The 13,762-nt window shown below is 66.5% G+C and carries 20 protein-coding genes; 11 read left to right on the top strand and 9 right to left on the bottom strand.

The window, feature by feature from the left end; all coding sequences use genetic code 11:
* Window positions 1-73 precede the first annotated feature (73 nt).
* From AC23D4_RS08580 to AC23D4_RS08600, 5 genes are all read left to right on the top strand, one after another.
* On the top strand, window positions 74-544 hold the full coding sequence (locus tag AC23D4_RS08580) for a tellurite resistance TerB family protein (RefSeq protein ID WP_472889390.1): 471 nt from the start codon (window positions 74-76) through the stop codon (window positions 542-544).
* A gap of 117 nt (window positions 545-661) precedes the next feature.
* Complete coding sequence (locus AC23D4_RS08585; protein WP_472889389.1) at window positions 662-1,168, top strand: RcnB family protein; 507 nt, start codon at window positions 662-664, stop codon at window positions 1,166-1,168.
* 94 nt (window positions 1,169-1,262) lie between these two features.
* Complete coding sequence (locus AC23D4_RS08590; RefSeq protein WP_472889388.1) at window positions 1,263-1,847, top strand: thioredoxin fold domain-containing protein; 585 nt, start codon at window positions 1,263-1,265, stop codon at window positions 1,845-1,847.
* Window positions 1,848-1,935: 88 nt separating this feature from the next.
* On the top strand, window positions 1,936-2,076 hold the full coding sequence (locus AC23D4_RS08595) for a hypothetical protein (RefSeq protein ID WP_305278990.1): 141 nt from the start codon (window positions 1,936-1,938) through the stop codon (window positions 2,074-2,076).
* A 13-nt stretch (window positions 2,077-2,089) separates the two neighbouring features.
* Entirely contained in the window at window positions 2,090-2,371 is a 282-nt protein-coding gene (locus AC23D4_RS08600) for a DUF427 domain-containing protein (RefSeq protein ID WP_472889387.1), read from the top strand.
* A 231-nt stretch (window positions 2,372-2,602) separates the two neighbouring features.
* Here AC23D4_RS08600 and AC23D4_RS08605 read toward each other — a convergent pair whose 3' ends face one another.
* Entirely contained in the window at window positions 2,603-3,046 is a 444-nt protein-coding gene (locus AC23D4_RS08605; protein WP_472889386.1) for a PAS domain-containing protein, read from the bottom strand.
* On the bottom strand, window positions 3,036-3,305 hold the full coding sequence (locus AC23D4_RS08610) for a hypothetical protein (protein WP_472889385.1): 270 nt from the start codon (window positions 3,303-3,305) through the stop codon (window positions 3,036-3,038). The genes AC23D4_RS08605 and AC23D4_RS08610 overlap by 11 nt, the downstream gene beginning before the upstream one ends.
* Before the next feature lie 201 nt (window positions 3,306-3,506).
* Between AC23D4_RS08610 and AC23D4_RS08615 the strand changes: the two genes are divergently transcribed.
* Window positions 3,507-4,112, top strand: coding sequence for a hypothetical protein (locus AC23D4_RS08615; RefSeq protein ID WP_472889384.1), 606 nt, complete (start codon window positions 3,507-3,509; stop codon window positions 4,110-4,112).
* Here AC23D4_RS08615 and AC23D4_RS08620 read toward each other — a convergent pair.
* On the bottom strand, window positions 4,102-4,590 hold the full coding sequence (locus tag AC23D4_RS08620) for a MarR family winged helix-turn-helix transcriptional regulator (RefSeq protein WP_472889383.1): 489 nt from the start codon (window positions 4,588-4,590) through the stop codon (window positions 4,102-4,104). The two genes, AC23D4_RS08615 and AC23D4_RS08620, sit on opposite strands and share 11 nt — an antisense overlap.
* Window positions 4,591-4,642: 52 nt before the next feature.
* Between AC23D4_RS08620 and AC23D4_RS08625 the strand changes: the two genes are divergently transcribed.
* Complete coding sequence (locus tag AC23D4_RS08625) at window positions 4,643-5,206, top strand: PaaI family thioesterase (protein WP_472889382.1); 564 nt, start codon at window positions 4,643-4,645, stop codon at window positions 5,204-5,206.
* Window positions 5,207-5,240: 34 nt separating this feature from the next.
* Entirely contained in the window at window positions 5,241-5,654 is a 414-nt protein-coding gene (gene gloA, locus AC23D4_RS08630) for a lactoylglutathione lyase (protein WP_472889381.1), read from the top strand.
* A gap of 77 nt (window positions 5,655-5,731) precedes the next feature.
* On the opposite strand, the gene AC23D4_RS08635 is transcribed toward gloA, so the two are convergent.
* Window positions 5,732-6,289, bottom strand: a complete 558-nt coding sequence (locus AC23D4_RS08635; protein WP_472889380.1) for an OmpA family protein — start codon at window positions 6,287-6,289, stop codon at window positions 5,732-5,734.
* A 122-nt stretch (window positions 6,290-6,411) separates the two neighbouring features.
* Between AC23D4_RS08635 and AC23D4_RS08640 the strand changes: the two genes are divergently transcribed.
* Both AC23D4_RS08640 and pdxH read left to right on the top strand, forming a co-directional pair.
* Window positions 6,412-7,056 carry a gamma-glutamylcyclotransferase gene (locus tag AC23D4_RS08640; protein WP_472889379.1) on the top strand — a complete coding sequence of 215 codons (645 nt, stop codon included), beginning with the start codon at window positions 6,412-6,414 and terminating at the stop codon, window positions 7,054-7,056.
* Between the two features lie 44 nt (window positions 7,057-7,100).
* Window positions 7,101-7,736 (top strand): pyridoxamine 5'-phosphate oxidase, encoded by a 636-nt coding sequence (gene pdxH / locus AC23D4_RS08645; protein WP_472889378.1) that lies wholly within the window; start codon window positions 7,101-7,103, stop codon window positions 7,734-7,736.
* Window positions 7,737-7,842: 106 nt separating this feature from the next.
* Here the strand turns inward: pdxH and folK are convergent, their stop codons facing one another.
* The 5 genes from folK to AC23D4_RS08670 are packed head-to-tail and all read right to left on the bottom strand — an operon-like array spanning window position 7,843 to window position 12,474.
* Complete coding sequence (gene folK / locus AC23D4_RS08650) at window positions 7,843-8,313, bottom strand: 2-amino-4-hydroxy-6-hydroxymethyldihydropteridine diphosphokinase (RefSeq protein ID WP_472889377.1); 471 nt, start codon at window positions 8,311-8,313, stop codon at window positions 7,843-7,845.
* Between the two features lie 24 nt (window positions 8,314-8,337).
* Window positions 8,338-9,993: a polynucleotide adenylyltransferase PcnB gene (gene pcnB, locus AC23D4_RS08655; RefSeq protein ID WP_472889376.1), complete on the bottom strand. Its 1,656-nt coding sequence runs from the start codon at window positions 9,991-9,993 to the stop codon at window positions 8,338-8,340.
* Window positions 9,990-10,658, bottom strand: a complete 669-nt coding sequence (locus AC23D4_RS08660; RefSeq protein ID WP_290971249.1) for a histidinol-phosphatase — start codon at window positions 10,656-10,658, stop codon at window positions 9,990-9,992. The genes pcnB and AC23D4_RS08660 overlap by 4 nt, the downstream gene beginning before the upstream one ends.
* The gene (gene hda, locus AC23D4_RS08665) at window positions 10,655-11,341 is read right to left on the bottom strand and encodes a DnaA regulatory inactivator Hda (RefSeq protein WP_472889426.1); all 687 of its coding nucleotides are present in this window, start codon (window positions 11,339-11,341) and stop codon (window positions 10,655-10,657) included. Before hda ends, AC23D4_RS08660 begins: the two co-directional genes overlap by 4 nt.
* Window positions 11,342-11,358: 17 nt before the next feature.
* Window positions 11,359-12,474 carry an AI-2E family transporter gene (locus tag AC23D4_RS08670; RefSeq protein ID WP_472889375.1) on the bottom strand — a complete coding sequence of 372 codons (1,116 nt, stop codon included), beginning with the start codon at window positions 12,472-12,474 and terminating at the stop codon, window positions 11,359-11,361.
* 191 nt (window positions 12,475-12,665) lie between these two features.
* Here AC23D4_RS08670 and purM point away from each other — a divergent pair, with 191 nt between their 5' ends.
* Window positions 12,666-13,703, top strand: a complete 1,038-nt coding sequence (purM, locus tag AC23D4_RS08675) for a phosphoribosylformylglycinamidine cyclo-ligase (RefSeq protein WP_472889374.1) — start codon at window positions 12,666-12,668, stop codon at window positions 13,701-13,703.
* Window positions 13,704-13,762 lie beyond the last annotated feature (59 nt).

A 13,762-nucleotide genomic window follows, 5' to 3' on the forward strand; every position in this document is an offset into this window, starting at 1 on the left:
GGCCACCTGTTCGGGAACCCCGCACACCCCCGCTCGCTCTACCCTGACTGACACACCACCCACACACTGCACCATGCTCAAGACGCTCCAGGACTTTCTCGCCCAGCTCACGGCCCCCGCGGCCAACCAGTCACCCGCCGAACAGGTGCACGACCTGCAACTCGCCACGGCGGTGCTGCTGGTCGAGGTGATGCGGGCCGATCCGGCCATCGCCGAATCGGAGCGCGACGCGGTGCTGAACGCGCTGCGCAGCAAGTTTTCTCTCGACGATGAGGAACTGAAGCGGCTGCTGGAGCTGGCGCACGACACCGCCCACACCGCCTACGACTACCAGCGTTTCACCAGCCAGCTCAACGAGCGGTTCACCCAGGCGCAGAAGGTGCGGGTGGTCGAAGCGATGTGGCAGGTCGCATATGCCGACGACCACATCGATGCCCACGAAAACCACGTCATCAGCAAGGTCGCCGGGCTGCTGCACGTGACACACGGTGAATACATCGCGGCCAAGATGCGCGCCAAGGAAGCGGCCCTGACAGGTCTCTGAGGCGGGGGACCAGAGGAACACCTGGCTACCTGTCTTTGCAGTCCGAGTGCCCGGCCTTTACCCGGGCGACACAAGTTGCTGTCAGTATTCGCTCACCCCAACCCACGGAGTACCTCCATGAAATCCAGAACCCTCGTCAGTGCCCTGCTGGCCGCCACACTCGGACTGAGCTCGCTGTCCGCCTTCGCGCAGTCGAACGACAAGCGCGGTGACAGGCGCAGCGACGTGCGCGTCATCGTGCAACCGGTCCAGCACGTCGAAAGACGCGACGACCGCCGCAATGACCGCGTTGAACGCCGCGACGACCGCCGCGATGACCGCGTTGAACGCCGCGATGACCGTCGCAACGACCGCTTCGACCGGCGCGACGACCGCCGCGATGCGCGCAGCAACAACCGGAACTTCCGGAACAACCACCGCTACTACAACGCGCGCAGCCCCGAGTTTCGCCGCGGCCACTACATTCCCTACGAGTACCGTCATCGCCAGTATTTCGTGGTGGACCACCGCGGACACCGTCTGGCGCCGCCCCCGCGTGGTCACCAGTGGGTGCAGGTGGGCACCGACTACGTGCTGATCGCCATCGCAACCGGGCTGATCGCGAACATCATCCTCAACCATTGACGCACCCCGGGTGCATGGGCATCGGGTGGCCACGCCCCCGGTGCCCGATGTCTGCGATGATGATGGCCCCGCCAGGCAACACGTCGCCCATCCCATGAATTTCAGACACCTCTCCCTCGCCGTTCTGGCGGCCTCCACGCTGCTGCTCGCTGCATGTTCCAAAGAAGAAGCCGCAGCGCCGGCCGTGGCCACCGTGGCGCCGGCCCAGGCCTACGACGCGGTCGCCGCGCGAGCCAAGGGCTTCACCGTGGGCGCGCTGATGGGTGCCAACCCGGTCTATGTGCTCTTTGATCCGCAGTGCCCGCACTGCAGCCAGCTCTGGAAAGCCAGTCAGCCGCTGAACACCAAGGTGAAGTTCATCTGGGTGCCGGTGGCCATCATCGGCCCCAAGAGCCTGCCCCAGGGTGCGGCGCTGATGCAGGCGAGCGACCCGGCGCAGGCCATGAACGAACACGAACAATCGCTGCTCGCCGGACAAGGCGGCATGTCGGCCTCGGCGAATGTGCCCGCCGACGTGGAAGCCGCGATCAAGTCCAACTCCCAGTTGCTCGACAGCCTGGGCGCCGACGCGGTGCCCTTCATCGTGGCCAAGAACGCACGCAACGGTCAGGTGGTGAGCAAGGCCGGCGCAATGGCCACGCCCGCTCTGGCGGAGTTGCTCGGCGTGTCGGCGCCCTGATGCCACCACGCGGTCTGCCGGCAACGGCACCGGTGGCTTAACATCCGCGTCTACCCGCCGCGAAAAGCGGTCACCAACGGAGATCCCCATGGGCAAAGAACAACGCAACGAAAAGATGTCGAAAAAACCGAAGAAGGACACATCGGCACCCAAAGGCCCGGCCACTTCGGACCGCCCGACCCCTCCCGTCACGGCCGTCGTGCCGCGCGGCAAGGAAAAGAGCAAATGACCAGGCCGCTCGCATGAAAGCCACCTGGAACGGTGTCGTCGTGGCCGAAAGCGACGACACGGTGCTGGAAGAAGGCAACCACTACTTCCCCGAAAGCGCCCTCAACCGCGCCTACGTCACCTTCAGCAACCACCGCACCAGCTGCCCCTGGAAGGGCGAGGCGAGCTACTACTCGCTGCTGGTCAATGGCGAAATCAACCCCGACGCCGCCTGGTACTACCCGGACCCGAAACCCGAAGCGGGACACATCCGCGGCCGGGTGGCGTTCTGGAAGGGCGTGAAAGTCGGTGCCTGACGGGCCGAGGCCCTCCGCCTGCACCGGGCAACTGCTCCAGCAGTTCGAGGCCCTGCACGGGCAGCGCGTGGTCGACAGTGCCGACGGCCTCGCGCGCGAGCCGGATCCAGGTGCAACCGGGCGCTGCTGAGCTGTTGCCCGGGCTGGTCGTGCAGTGTCTGGACCATGCGCCGCACCGTGAAACGTTCCTGCGCCATCAGCCGCCGGGACATTGCCCCCCGTCGAGAGCAGTCATTCACGCTCGGCCTGCTTGCGCGCCGTGATGTCGGTGATGCAGACGGAGACATCCTCCCCGGCCGGATACAGACCGAATTCCAGCCACACGCCCCTGGACTCGTACCAGTCTGCAACCTTCAGGGCCTCGCCGCTTTCTCGCGCACGCCAGTAAGCCGTCTCGAACGCCGTGCCCCGGGATGCCGGCAACTCGTCCCAGAAGATGTGACCCAGCAGGTCCTGGGGCGACTGCCATCCCACCAGGCGCGCAGCCTTGTCGTTGGCATACACCAGACGCTGGTCGGGTCCGATCGACACGACGGCATCGGTCACGCGGCTGAACACGTCCTGGAGCAGCCGGTAGCGCTCTTCGCTCTCCTGCAACTGGTGCCGCAAGTTCACCATGTCGGTGATATCGCGGGCCGTGCCAAACACACCGATGGTCGCCGACTCATCGTGCAAGGGACCTTTGGTGGCGTGAAAGGTGCGCCGGCCATCGGGTATCGACCTCGTATACAGAATCCTGGACACGGAACCAGAACAGCGATCCGGTCGTCACCAGCACGAACAGCATGCCTTTCCAGGCTTGCGCTGCGGAGAGCAACTCGATGTTTTCGAACACCAACTCCACCAGCGCGTCGGACCACAGAATCCACAACAAGGCGACCACGCCGTAACCAATGACCACACGGGCAAACGGGGCGGAGGAGGAGGCGCTCATGGACGGTGGGTGGGGTCGGACAAGTCGGGGCCGGCATTTCGACGGCGCCGAAAGCAGCACCATTTTCGCTGCTGACCGGCCGCCGTGGGCGTGTCATCTTCAGAATGGAATCGGCAAGTCACGCCACCAAGCTGAGGCCTTCACCATCAACGCCATGGCGCAGTGACTACACTGCAGCCCTCAAAGCCCCTCGGTTTCCCCATGGATCTCTTCACCCTCAGCCTGCTGGCCTTTGCCGGCGCCTTCATCCTCAAGACCACGGACCAGCGCCAGCGCATCCAGCTGCTGGGGCGCCACCTCGGCCAGTTCCAGATCGAAAAACTGATGGAACGGCTGAGCGAGGGCTACATGCGGGCTTTGAGCGAAAAAGACCCCGAGCGCCGCCAGCAGATCTGGCAACTGCAGCAGGCCACCGAAACCACGCTCGCCAGCCAGTTCCAGCGCTTCGCAGCGGACCTGGCCAAAGAAGCGCCCACGCCGTTTCGCGTCAACCGCATCGCCCTGCCCTACGCCGACCGCTGGCTGCCGGGTGTCAGCTTCGATCTGCGCGAGGCCATGCGTATCCATGCCCGCGGCATCCAGCAAACGGTGGACAACCCGGCGCAGCGCAGCGAACGCGACCGCGCCTACACCCTGCTGGCCGAGCTGTACCTGATGCAGCACACCTGCCACTGGTATTGCCGTTCCCGCACCACCGCCTCGGCGCGGGTGCTCACGCGCCACCAGACGCCGTATGCCCAGCTGGTGGCTTCGGTGTCGCCGGAGACGCGCCAGGCCTACAGCGAGCTGGTGGGGCTCAAACGCTGAGCCCGTCGTCACCGGCCACCGGTGACAGACAGGCCATGGCTTCGTCCAGCAAGGTGTGCAGGGCCGCCACGCGTTCCACGCCGAGTGCCCGGTTGATGCCCTCCTGCGCGACGCGCCAGCGCCGCTGGGCTTCTGCCCGCTTGCTCTGTCCGGCTTCGGTGGCGCTGATCAGGTGGCTGCGCGCGTCGGCGCCGGGCCCCACCGCGAGCCAGCCCGCGGCCACCAGCGGCTGCAGGTTGCGCGACAGGGTCGAGGTGCTGACCTTCATCTCGGCGGCCAGATCCACCGCCCGGATCGGCCCGAGCTTGACCACGTAGGACAGCAGCGAATACTGCGTGCCCTTCAGCCCCGACTTGCCCACCTCGCTGTCGTAATGCTGCGCCACGCGGCGCATCAGCTGGCGCAACTTGAGATTGGTGCAACCCTGCGGCTTGACCGCAGGGGTTGTGGGGCTTGACGCGGTGGTGACAGGGTTCATGCAATTGATTGTATCTACAATCAATGCATATGCAACTGTTATGGAGAACCCCATGAGCGCGTCAGACACCCTGGAAACCTGGCTGGCCCAGGAGCAAGAAATTCTGCAACGCATGGCCGCCGGCCCCGGGCCCGGCGTGGCCCGGCCCGACCAGATCGCCGGCAAGACCGGGCTGGAGGTGATGCAGGCCATGTTGCAAGGCGAGTTGCCTTACGCCGCCATCGCCAAAACGCTGGACTTCCTGATCGTCGAAGTGGGCGACGGCAGCGCCATCTTCCAGGGCACGCCGGGTCCGCAGCATTTCAACCCCATGGGCACGGTGCACGGTGGCTGGTTCGCCACCCTGCTCGACTCCGCGCTCGGCTGCGCGGTGCACACCAGGATGCCGCCCGGCCGCGCCTACACCACCGCCGAACTGAGCGTGAACATCGTGCGCGCGCTCACGCCCAAGGTGCCGCGCGTGCGCGCCATCGGCCGCGTGATCCACTGCGGCCGCCAGCTCGCCACCGCCGACGCCCAGCTGGTCGGCCCGGACGGCACGCTCTACGCCCATGCCACCACGACCTGCCTGGTATTCGACATGCAGCACAAACCCGCGGGCGGCGCGACGACATAATCGCGATCCCCGAACCGACCCGAAAGCACCCGACATGCGATTTCTTCACACCATGCTGCGCGTGGGCAACCTGCAGCGCTCGATCGACTTCTACACCCAGGTGATGGGCATGCAGCTGCTGCGCACATCCGAAAACCCGGAATACAAATACTCACTGGCCTTCCTGGGCTTCGAGGGTGGCAACCCCGGCCAGGCCGAGATCGAACTCACCTGGAACTGGGACACCGACCACTACGACATGGGCACGGCCTATGGCCACATCGCCCTGGGCGTGCCCGACGCCTACGCCGCCTGCGAAAAGATCAAGGCGGCGGGCGGCAACGTGACGCGCGAGGCCGGCCCGGTCAAGGGCGGCAGCACGGTGATCGCCTTCGTGACCGACCCCGACGGCTACAAGATCGAATTGATCCAGCGCGCAGAAACCGAGGGCGGCGCCGGTCTGCGCTGATCTGCAGCCTGCGCTGCATGCGCCCGCAAAAAAGCCCGGATTTGGCCGGGCTTTCTTTCGGATGAGAAACGCCGGGGTCAGTCAACGATCATCACTTCCACGCGGCGGGCTTCGGCGTCGTTGCCGGTGCCAACGGCTTCTTCAGGTTTCCTGAGCTCCAGCGAAGCGGCGGCCACACCCGCACCCACCAGGGCGTCGCGCACCGAGAGGGCGCGTTTTTTCGCCAGCTCGGCGTTCTGGACGGGATTGCCGGTGGCGTCGTGGAAGCCGGAGAGCAACAGGCGTTTGCCGCCCTTGGCTGCGGTGATCGCATCGTCCAGCGCGTCGAGAGCGCCCGATGCCAGCTCGGCTTTTCCGGAGGCGAAATAAAACGTGACCACACCGTTTTCGATCACCACGCTGGCGTCGTCCGCGACCACGGGCACCGCGGCGGCGGGCATTGCGGCGGTGGCGACCGCTTCAACGGCTACCGCTTGAGCGGCGGGCACTGCCACCTCCTCGGTCCCGGTGGCGCCACCCGTGCCGCGGGAATGGTGGATGCCGAAGCCCAGCGCCAGGCCCACGGCCAGCAACACGGCGGCCATCAGCACCACCGCTGCAACGCGGACGTCCTGGTCGTCATCTTGAGAAAACATGGGCAAACACTCCCTGAAGAACAATGGGCAAGAGAAAATCAACACCGCTCGCAACCGGCCGGGGACATGCAGCCAACAGGCCTGTGCGATCAAACCCCGCATTCTAAATGGCCCACCCCGACATGCACCCTGCCCCAGCCACCCCCCGAACCCGCCGACCCGACACCTGGGACCCCACCCGTCGCGACGGCGCCCGGATGATGGCCGACACACTGGCCGAATGGCGCAGCCAGGGGCCCGCACCCGACCTGTGGGTGTTCGGCTACGCCTCCTTGGTCTGGCGGCCCGAATTCGAGGCCACCGAACAACGACCGGCCCGGGTGCATGGCTACCACCGTTGTCTGCAGATGTGGAGCCGGGTCAACCGCGGTACGCCCGAACGGCCGGGGCTGGTGTTCGCGCTGATGGCCGGTGGCAGTTGCAGCGGCCTCGCCCTGCGCCTGCCGCACGACCAGGTGGAGGCCCTGATGCCCCAGCTGTGGGCACGCGAAATGCCCAACCCGGTGTACGACCCGAAATGGCTGCTCTGCCAGACCGCGAAAGGCCCGGTTCAAGCGCTGGCCTTCACCCTCTCCCGGCACAGCCCCAACTACACCGGCCCCCTTGACGCCGAAAGCTACCGCGACATCTTCACCCACTCGCGTGGGCGTTACGGCAGCACGCTGGACTATGCCCGCCAGACCCTGCACGGGCTGCGTTCCCACGGCATCGAAGACCACGCGCTGGAGCGCCTGCTCCGACTCGCCCCGTCAGACGTGGCCGATTGACCGCGCGCAAGCGCTGCGCTCCCCCGGCTGCCTATACTGGCTCCATGAACATCGCCGACCTGCGCAAAAGCTACGAAAAAGCCGAACTCAGCGAATCCGCTTCCCAGGCCGATCCGCTCAAACAGTTCGATCAATGGCTCACCGAAGCCATCCACAGCGAAGTGCCCGAGCCCAACGCCATGACGCTCGCCACCGTGGGCTCCGACCTGCGGCCGAGCACCCGCGTGGTGCTGATCAAAGGCTACGACGAACAGGGCATCGTCTGGTACACCAACTACCAGAGCCAGAAAGGCCGCGAACTGGCCGGTAACCCGTATGCCGCGCTGCAGTTCCACTGGGTTGAGCTGGAACGTGTGGTGCGCATCGAAGGCCTCGTCGAAAAGGTGAGTGACGCCGAGAGCGATGAGTATTTCAAGAGCCGCCCGCTCGACAGCCGGATTGGCGCCTGGGCCAGTCCGCAGAGCGAGGTGATCGAGAGCCGCACCGTGCTGGTGACCAACGCCGCCAGATACGGCGCGCAGTTCCTGCTGCAACCGCCCCGACCGCCACACTGGGGCGGCTACCGCCTCAAACCCGACAACTGGCAGTTCTGGCAAGGGCGCAAGAGCCGGTTGCACGACCGCCTGCGTTACACGCTGCAAGGCGATGGCGGCTGGCTGCGGGAGCGGCTGGCTCCTTGACCCCCCGCGCCGCCTGCGGCGTCACCCCCCAGGGGGCGATGCCAGTGGCCGGGCGGAGCCCGATCCACGGCATCCTGGGCTGGGGCACGCGCTCCGGGCTATCGCCTCACATGCGCTGGATCGATTGCCCTGACACAGCTTTCAACGACTCGTCTGTCACAAGCCTTGGCGCGATCTCGTGCAGCGGCACCAGTACAAACGCCCGTTCCCCCATGCGCGGGTGCGGCACGGTCAGCGTTGCCGAATGGATGCGCGCGCTGCCGTACAGCAGCAGGTCCAGATCCAGCGTGCGTGGCGCGTTGCGGTAGGGACGCTCTCGCCCTGCGCACTGCTCGATCGCTTGCAGGGCGGTCAGCAGATCGGGTGCGGTGAGCGTGGTGGCGATCTCGGCCACCGCGTTGAGGTAGTCCGGCCCGCTGGAGTCGATGGGCGCGGTGCGGTACACGCTGGAGGCCCTCACCAGCCGCACGCCGGGTGCTTCAGACAAGCGCTGCAAGGCTTCTCGCAAGGCCCGCGACGGGTCGCCGAGGTTGGCGCCCAGCGCCACAAAGGCCGTGACTTCAGCGCGCTGTGGCATGCCCAAGGCCTGCACGGATCGAAATCAGTCGCCGGAACCTTCGGTGGCGCCGCCCTGCCCGGCCGCACCACCTGCGCCACCGGGTTTGCGACGACGGCGGCGGCGCTTCTTGGCGGGTGCCGTGCCATCGGCGGAGGCGCCCGCTTCGGCCGGCGCGTTGTCGTCGTCGCCGTCTTCGTCGTTGTCAGCCTCACCCGCCGCCCGGAATCGTGGATCCGGCTCGGTCGCGCTGGCCGGGTGATCGGCATCGCTGCGCTTCACGCGGCGCGCGCCGCCAGCACCGCCTTTGGGCTGGTTGACCTTGCGCTGCGCGTCCACCATGTCTTCGCGGATTTCGTCGCTGGCGTTCTGGAAAGTCTCCCACCAGTGGGCCAGCTCTTCTTCGATCTCGCCCACCTGGGCACGCAGGCGCAGGAAGTCGAAGCCGGCGCGGAAGCGCGCCTGGTCCACCAGGCTGAACGGCGATGTGCCCACGCGCTTGTCAAAGCGCGGCTGCATCATCCAGATCTCGCGCATGTCTGCGCCCAGCTTGCCCCGGCCCGACACGTCACCAATGCGCGACTCGAACACCTCGTCCACGGCGTCCTGCAAGGCGCCAAACGCCGGCGGCGGGCGCTGGTTGCCACGCGGCTGCAGGCGCTGGCTCCAGCCCTTGCGCACATCGGCCCACAACACACAGGCCAGCAGGAAGCTCGGCGCCACCGGCTTGCTTTCGCCGACGCGGCGGTCGGTGTCCTGCAGGGCCAGTTTCACGAACGGATCGTCGGCGCGCTCCACCACCACGTCAAGCAGCGGGTAGATGCCGGTGTTCAGGCCCACGGCCTTGAGCTGAGCCACGCTGTCCAGCGAATGACCGGTCTGCAGCAGCTTGAGCATTTCGTCAAACAGGCGGCTCTGCGGCACGTCGGCCAGCAAGTTGCGCGACGAAGCGAGCGGCGCCAGGGTCTTGGCGTCGAACTTGAAACCCAGGCCGCTGAGCTTGGCGGCAAAACGCACGGCGCGGATGATGCGCACCGGGTCTTCGCGGTAGCGCGTGGCGGCGTCGCCGATCATGCGCAGGGTGAGCTTCTTGGCGTCGCGGATGCCGTTGTGGAAATCGACCACGACCTGGGATTCCGGGTCGTAGTACATCGCGTTGATGGAAAAGTCGCGGCGCGCAGCGTCCTGCTCGATCGGGCCCCAGACGTTGTCGCGCAGCACACGCCCGCTGGCGTCCACCGCGTGCTTCATGCTGGCGAGCTCGCCCTTGCTGGTGCGCTCGTTGCCGCTCACCTGCTCGGCGTCGGCGCTGTCGAGGTAGGCGCGGAAGGTCGAGACTTCGATCATCTCGTGTTCGCGGCCACGGCCGTAGACCACGTGCACGATGCGAAAGCGCCGGCCGATGATGAAGGCGCGGCGGAACAGGCTCTTCACCTGCTCGGGCGTGGCGCTGGTGGCAACGTCAAAGTCCTTGGGGCGCAGACCCAGCAGCAGGTCGCGCACCGCACCGCCCACGATGTAGGCCTCGAAGCCGGCCTGCTTGAGCGTGTGCACCACGTCCAGCGCGCGCTGGTCCACCAGGCTGCGGTCGATGCCGTGCACCGACACCGGCACGTCTTCGCGTTTGCCGAACTTGGAAATCTTGGCGTTTTTGGAGCCACTGGCTTTGCCGAGCAGCTTGTCGATGAATTTTTTGATCATTCGAATAGGTTCAGGATGCGCCAGCCCCGCTCGCTGGCGATGGGCCGGAGCCGGGCGTCCGGGTTGGTCGCGACGGGCTCGTGCACTTTTTCCAGCAGCGGCAGGTCGTTGATGGAGTCGCTGTAGAAGGTGCTGTGCGCCACGCTGGCCCAGGAATGGCCGCGCGCAGCCAGCCATTGTTCCACACGCGCGACCTTGCCCTCGCGAAACGACGGTGTGCCCCGGATCGCGCCGGTGGGTTCACCTTGCGCATCGCGCTCCAGATCGATGGCGATCAGCTCGTCCACCCCGAAGGCTTCGGCGATCGGGCGGGTGACGAATTCGTTGGTGGCGGTGACGATGATCACCGTGTCGCCGGCGTCCTGGTGCTGGCGCACGAGATCGAAAGCAACGGGTTTCATGGCCGGGCGGATCACCTCGTCCATGAAGCGGCGGTGCGCGGCGTCGGATTTCTGGGCGCCGTGTTCGGCCAGGGGCGCCACGGAGAAACGGATGTATTCGTGGATGTCCAGCGTGCCGGCCTTGTACTGCTCGTAAAAGGCGTCGTTCGCCCGGGTGTGGGTTTCGGCATCGCGCCAGCCCAGGGTCACTGTGAACTGACCCCAGGAATAGTCGGAATCGATGGGGATGAGGGTGTGATCGAGATCGAAAAGAGCCAGGTTCATTCGTTTTCCAGCATGGATTTGATCAGCGGGATGGTGATCGCGCGCTGGGTGCGCAGGGCGTAGGCGTCGAGCTGGTCGAGCAGCATCATCAGGCTGGAGAGGTCGCGCGAGAAGCGGGTGAGCATGAAGTCCATGACTTCGTCGCCGAGGAACACGCCGCGCTCGTCGGCCGCGCGGCGCAGCACGGCGCGGCGTTCGGTCTCGCCCAGCGCGTGCAGCTGGAACACATGGCCCCAGCCCAGCCGCGTTCGCAGGTCTTCGCGCAGCTGCAGGTCGGCCGGTGGCCGGTCAGCGGCGGCCAGCACCCAGCGCGCGGGTCCGAGCGCCGGGCTCTGGGCGTTGACAAACCAGTTGAACGCGGTGGCCTGCTGTTCGGCGGTGTAGAGCTGGCAATCGTCAAACAGCACGGCGTCCCAGTGTTCGTCGTACTCGCCGGGGTGCAGCGTGGCGGCGTCGATCCAGCCGACCCGGCTGCCGTGGTCGCGCAGGGCTTCGCGCACCGCGCGCAGCAGGTGCGTCTTGCCACTGCCGCCGTCGCCCCACAGGAACGTCGGCACCGGCGAACGCAGCGGGTTGCCAGCCCACAGGCGCAAATGCTCCAGCGCAGCTTCGTTGCCGGCAGCCACGAAATTGGTGAGCGTGGGCACGGGAGCCAGACCGATGTCCAGCGCCATCTGTTTCATGGGGGGATGACCCCTGCTCATGCCGGTCGGTCCTGCTCGGGCATGGGTGTCGTCGCCTGCGGTTGAACAGCTCTTTCGATGTAAAGCTCACTGGCCATGTACTGCGACTTGGCCCGGCGGATCGCGACCAGCAACACTGCGCTGGCCGGCAAGGCGATCAGCACGCCGACAAAACCAAACAGGTGACCAAAAGCCATCAGGGCGAAGATGACGGCGATCGGGTGCAGGCCAATGCGTTCGCCGAGCAGCCGCGGCGTGATGTACATGCTCTCGACCACCTGGCCCACGGTGTAGACCGCCGCCACCAGCGCCACGCCCAGCAGCGCCTGAAACTGCAGCACGGCCGCCAGCAGGGCCATGACCAGCCCCAGACCAAAACCCAGGTAAGGAATGAACACCGCCAGCCCGGTGAAGACGCCGATGGGCAAGGCGAGTTTCAGACCCACCAGCGCCAGACCCACGGTGTAGAACACCGCCAGCACACCCATCACCAGCAGCTGCCCGCGCAGGTACTGCCCGAGCACCTCGTCGGTTTCATCCAGGAAACGCTGCACCACGGCGCGCCAGCGCGGCGGGATCAGGCCCTTGCTGCGCTCGATCAGATTGGCCCAGTCGAGCAGCAGGTAGTAGGCCACGATGGGCGCGAGGATCAGGTTGCCGAACACCGCGGCGAGCGCGCTGCCCCCGATGCGCAGCGACGACAGCAGGCCCTGGATGAGTTCACTTTCGTGACCGGTGATGAGCGCCTGCATCCAGCCGCGCACCAGCGACACGTCCACCTGCAGGTCAACCCCGAAACGCGCCAGCAGCGGCACCAGCCGGGTGTTGACACTGTCCAGCAACGCCGGCACCTGGTCCTTGAGCAGGGGCACCTGCTTGGTGATCACCGGCACGATCAGCAACACCACCGCCAGCATCACCAGCGACAGCATCGTGATGGCCAGGCCGGCGCCGAGCCAGCGCGGGATGCGCCGCGCGTGCAGCCGCTCGACCAGCGGGTGCAGCGCATAGGCCAGCACGGCGGCCAGCAGAAAAGGCATGAGCACCGGCGCCAGCAGCGACAGCAGCAGCCAGCTCACCAGCGCGATGGCGGCCCACGAAGCGACACGGATCTGGTTGGGCGTGAAAGTCATGAACAGGTGTGTCGGAGGTAAACGATCGGGCTGCAGGGGCAAACCCTTAAAATCTGGGGCAAATTCTAGTCCGCCACCCCGGGTGGACCCGCAACCGACCGCCAAACCCCGCTGCCCCACCTTGGTGGAGGCTGCTCCATCGACGTTTTCCCCGTCCCAACGCCCGGCCCCGCCGCCGGCACACGCACCCCATGACCTCCAGCAACACTCCCCTTTCCTACAAAGACGCCGGCGTTGACATCGTCGCGGGCGACGCGCTCGTCGAACGCATCAAGCCGCTGGCGAAGAAGACCATGCGCGAAGGCGTGCTGGCCGGCATCGGCGGTTTTGGCGCGCTGTTTGAAGTGCCCAAGCGCTACCAGGAACCGGTGCTGGTGTCGGGCACCGACGGCGTGGGCACCAAGCTCAAGCTGGCCTTTGAATGGAACATGCACGACACGGTGGGCATCGACCTGGTGGGCATGAGCGTGAACGACGTGCTGGTGCAGGGCGCCGAGCCGCTGTTCTTCCTCGACTACTTCGCCTGCGGCAAGCTCGATGTGGACACCGCCGCGGCCGTGGTCGGCGGCATCGCCCTGGGTTGTGAACTCTCCGGCTGCGCGCTGATCGGCGGCGAAACCGCCGAGATGCCCGGCATGTACCCGGCCGGCGAATACGACCTCGCCGGTTTCTGCGTCGGCGCCGTCGAAAAATCCAAGATCCTCACCGGCCAAAGCGTCAAGCCCGGCGACGTGGTGCTGGGCCTGGCCTCGCACGGCGTGCATTCCAACGGTTTTTCGCTGGTGCGCAAGTGCATCGAACGCGCCGGCAGCGAACTGCCCGCCACGCTGGACGGCCAGCCGTTCAAGCAGGCCATCATGGCCCCGACCCGCCTCTACGTGAAGAACGTGCTCGCCACGCTGGCCAAGCACCCCGTCAAGGCCCTGGCCCACATCACCGGCGGCGGCCTGCTGGAGAACATCCCGCGCGTGCTGCCCGAGGGCACGGCCGCCCACCTCAAGAAAGGCAGCTGGCCGCAGACCGAGCTGTTCGCCTGGCTGCAGAAGACCGCCGGCATCGACGACATCGAGATGAACCGCACCTTCAACAACGGCATCGGCATGGTGGTGATGATCGATGCCGCCGAAGCCGCCGCCTGCGCCGCCACGCTGCGCGAGCTGGGCGAGACGGTCTATGAGATCGGCGTGATCGCGGCCAAAGGCGGGGAAGCGATCGTCACGGTCAGCTGAACCCGCACCGCTTCGTGCCCAGGAAGGCCCGGCAACGGGCCTTCGCCGTTTCCGGGACA

The sequence above is a fragment of the Hydrogenophaga sp. L76 genome, assembly GCF_057654755.1.

Bases quoted from the DNA above. Each gene is read 5' to 3' on its own strand.
- pcnB (WP_472889376.1), bottom strand. From the start codon at position 9,993: ATGATCAAAAAATTCATCGACAAGCTGCTCGGCAAAGCCAGTGGCTCC.
- AC23D4_RS08670 (WP_472889375.1), bottom strand. From the start codon at position 12,474: ATGACTTTCACGCCCAACCAGATCCGTGTCGCTTCGTGGGCCGCCATC.
- AC23D4_RS08580 (WP_472889390.1), top strand. From the start codon at position 74: ATGCTCAAGACGCTCCAGGACTTTCTCGCCCAGCTCACGGCCCCCGCG.
- AC23D4_RS08620 (WP_472889383.1), bottom strand. From the start codon at position 4,590: ATGAACCCTGTCACCACCGCGTCAAGCCCCACAACCCCTGCGGTCAAG.
- AC23D4_RS08600 (WP_472889387.1), top strand. From the start codon at position 2,090: ATGAAAGCCACCTGGAACGGTGTCGTCGTGGCCGAAAGCGACGACACG.
- AC23D4_RS08595 (WP_305278990.1), top strand. From the start codon at position 1,936: ATGGGCAAAGAACAACGCAACGAAAAGATGTCGAAAAAACCGAAGAAG.
- AC23D4_RS08615 (WP_472889384.1), top strand. From the start codon at position 3,507: ATGGATCTCTTCACCCTCAGCCTGCTGGCCTTTGCCGGCGCCTTCATC.
- AC23D4_RS08625 (WP_472889382.1), top strand. From the start codon at position 4,643: ATGAGCGCGTCAGACACCCTGGAAACCTGGCTGGCCCAGGAGCAAGAA.
- folK (WP_472889377.1), bottom strand. From the start codon at position 8,313: ATGCCACAGCGCGCTGAAGTCACGGCCTTTGTGGCGCTGGGCGCCAAC.
- gloA (WP_472889381.1), top strand. From the start codon at position 5,241: ATGCGATTTCTTCACACCATGCTGCGCGTGGGCAACCTGCAGCGCTCG.
- AC23D4_RS08585 (WP_472889389.1), top strand. From the start codon at position 662: ATGAAATCCAGAACCCTCGTCAGTGCCCTGCTGGCCGCCACACTCGGA.
- AC23D4_RS08635 (WP_472889380.1), bottom strand. From the start codon at position 6,289: ATGTTTTCTCAAGATGACGACCAGGACGTCCGCGTTGCAGCGGTGGTG.
- hda (WP_472889426.1), bottom strand. From the start codon at position 11,341: ATGAAACAGATGGCGCTGGACATCGGTCTGGCTCCCGTGCCCACGCTC.
- pdxH (WP_472889378.1), top strand. From the start codon at position 7,101: ATGAACATCGCCGACCTGCGCAAAAGCTACGAAAAAGCCGAACTCAGC.
- AC23D4_RS08640 (WP_472889379.1), top strand. From the start codon at position 6,412: ATGCACCCTGCCCCAGCCACCCCCCGAACCCGCCGACCCGACACCTGG.
- AC23D4_RS08610 (WP_472889385.1), bottom strand. From the start codon at position 3,305: ATGAGCGCCTCCTCCTCCGCCCCGTTTGCCCGTGTGGTCATTGGTTAC.
- purM (WP_472889374.1), top strand. From the start codon at position 12,666: ATGACCTCCAGCAACACTCCCCTTTCCTACAAAGACGCCGGCGTTGAC.
- AC23D4_RS08660 (WP_290971249.1), bottom strand. From the start codon at position 10,658: ATGAACCTGGCTCTTTTCGATCTCGATCACACCCTCATCCCCATCGAT.
- AC23D4_RS08590 (WP_472889388.1), top strand. From the start codon at position 1,263: ATGAATTTCAGACACCTCTCCCTCGCCGTTCTGGCGGCCTCCACGCTG.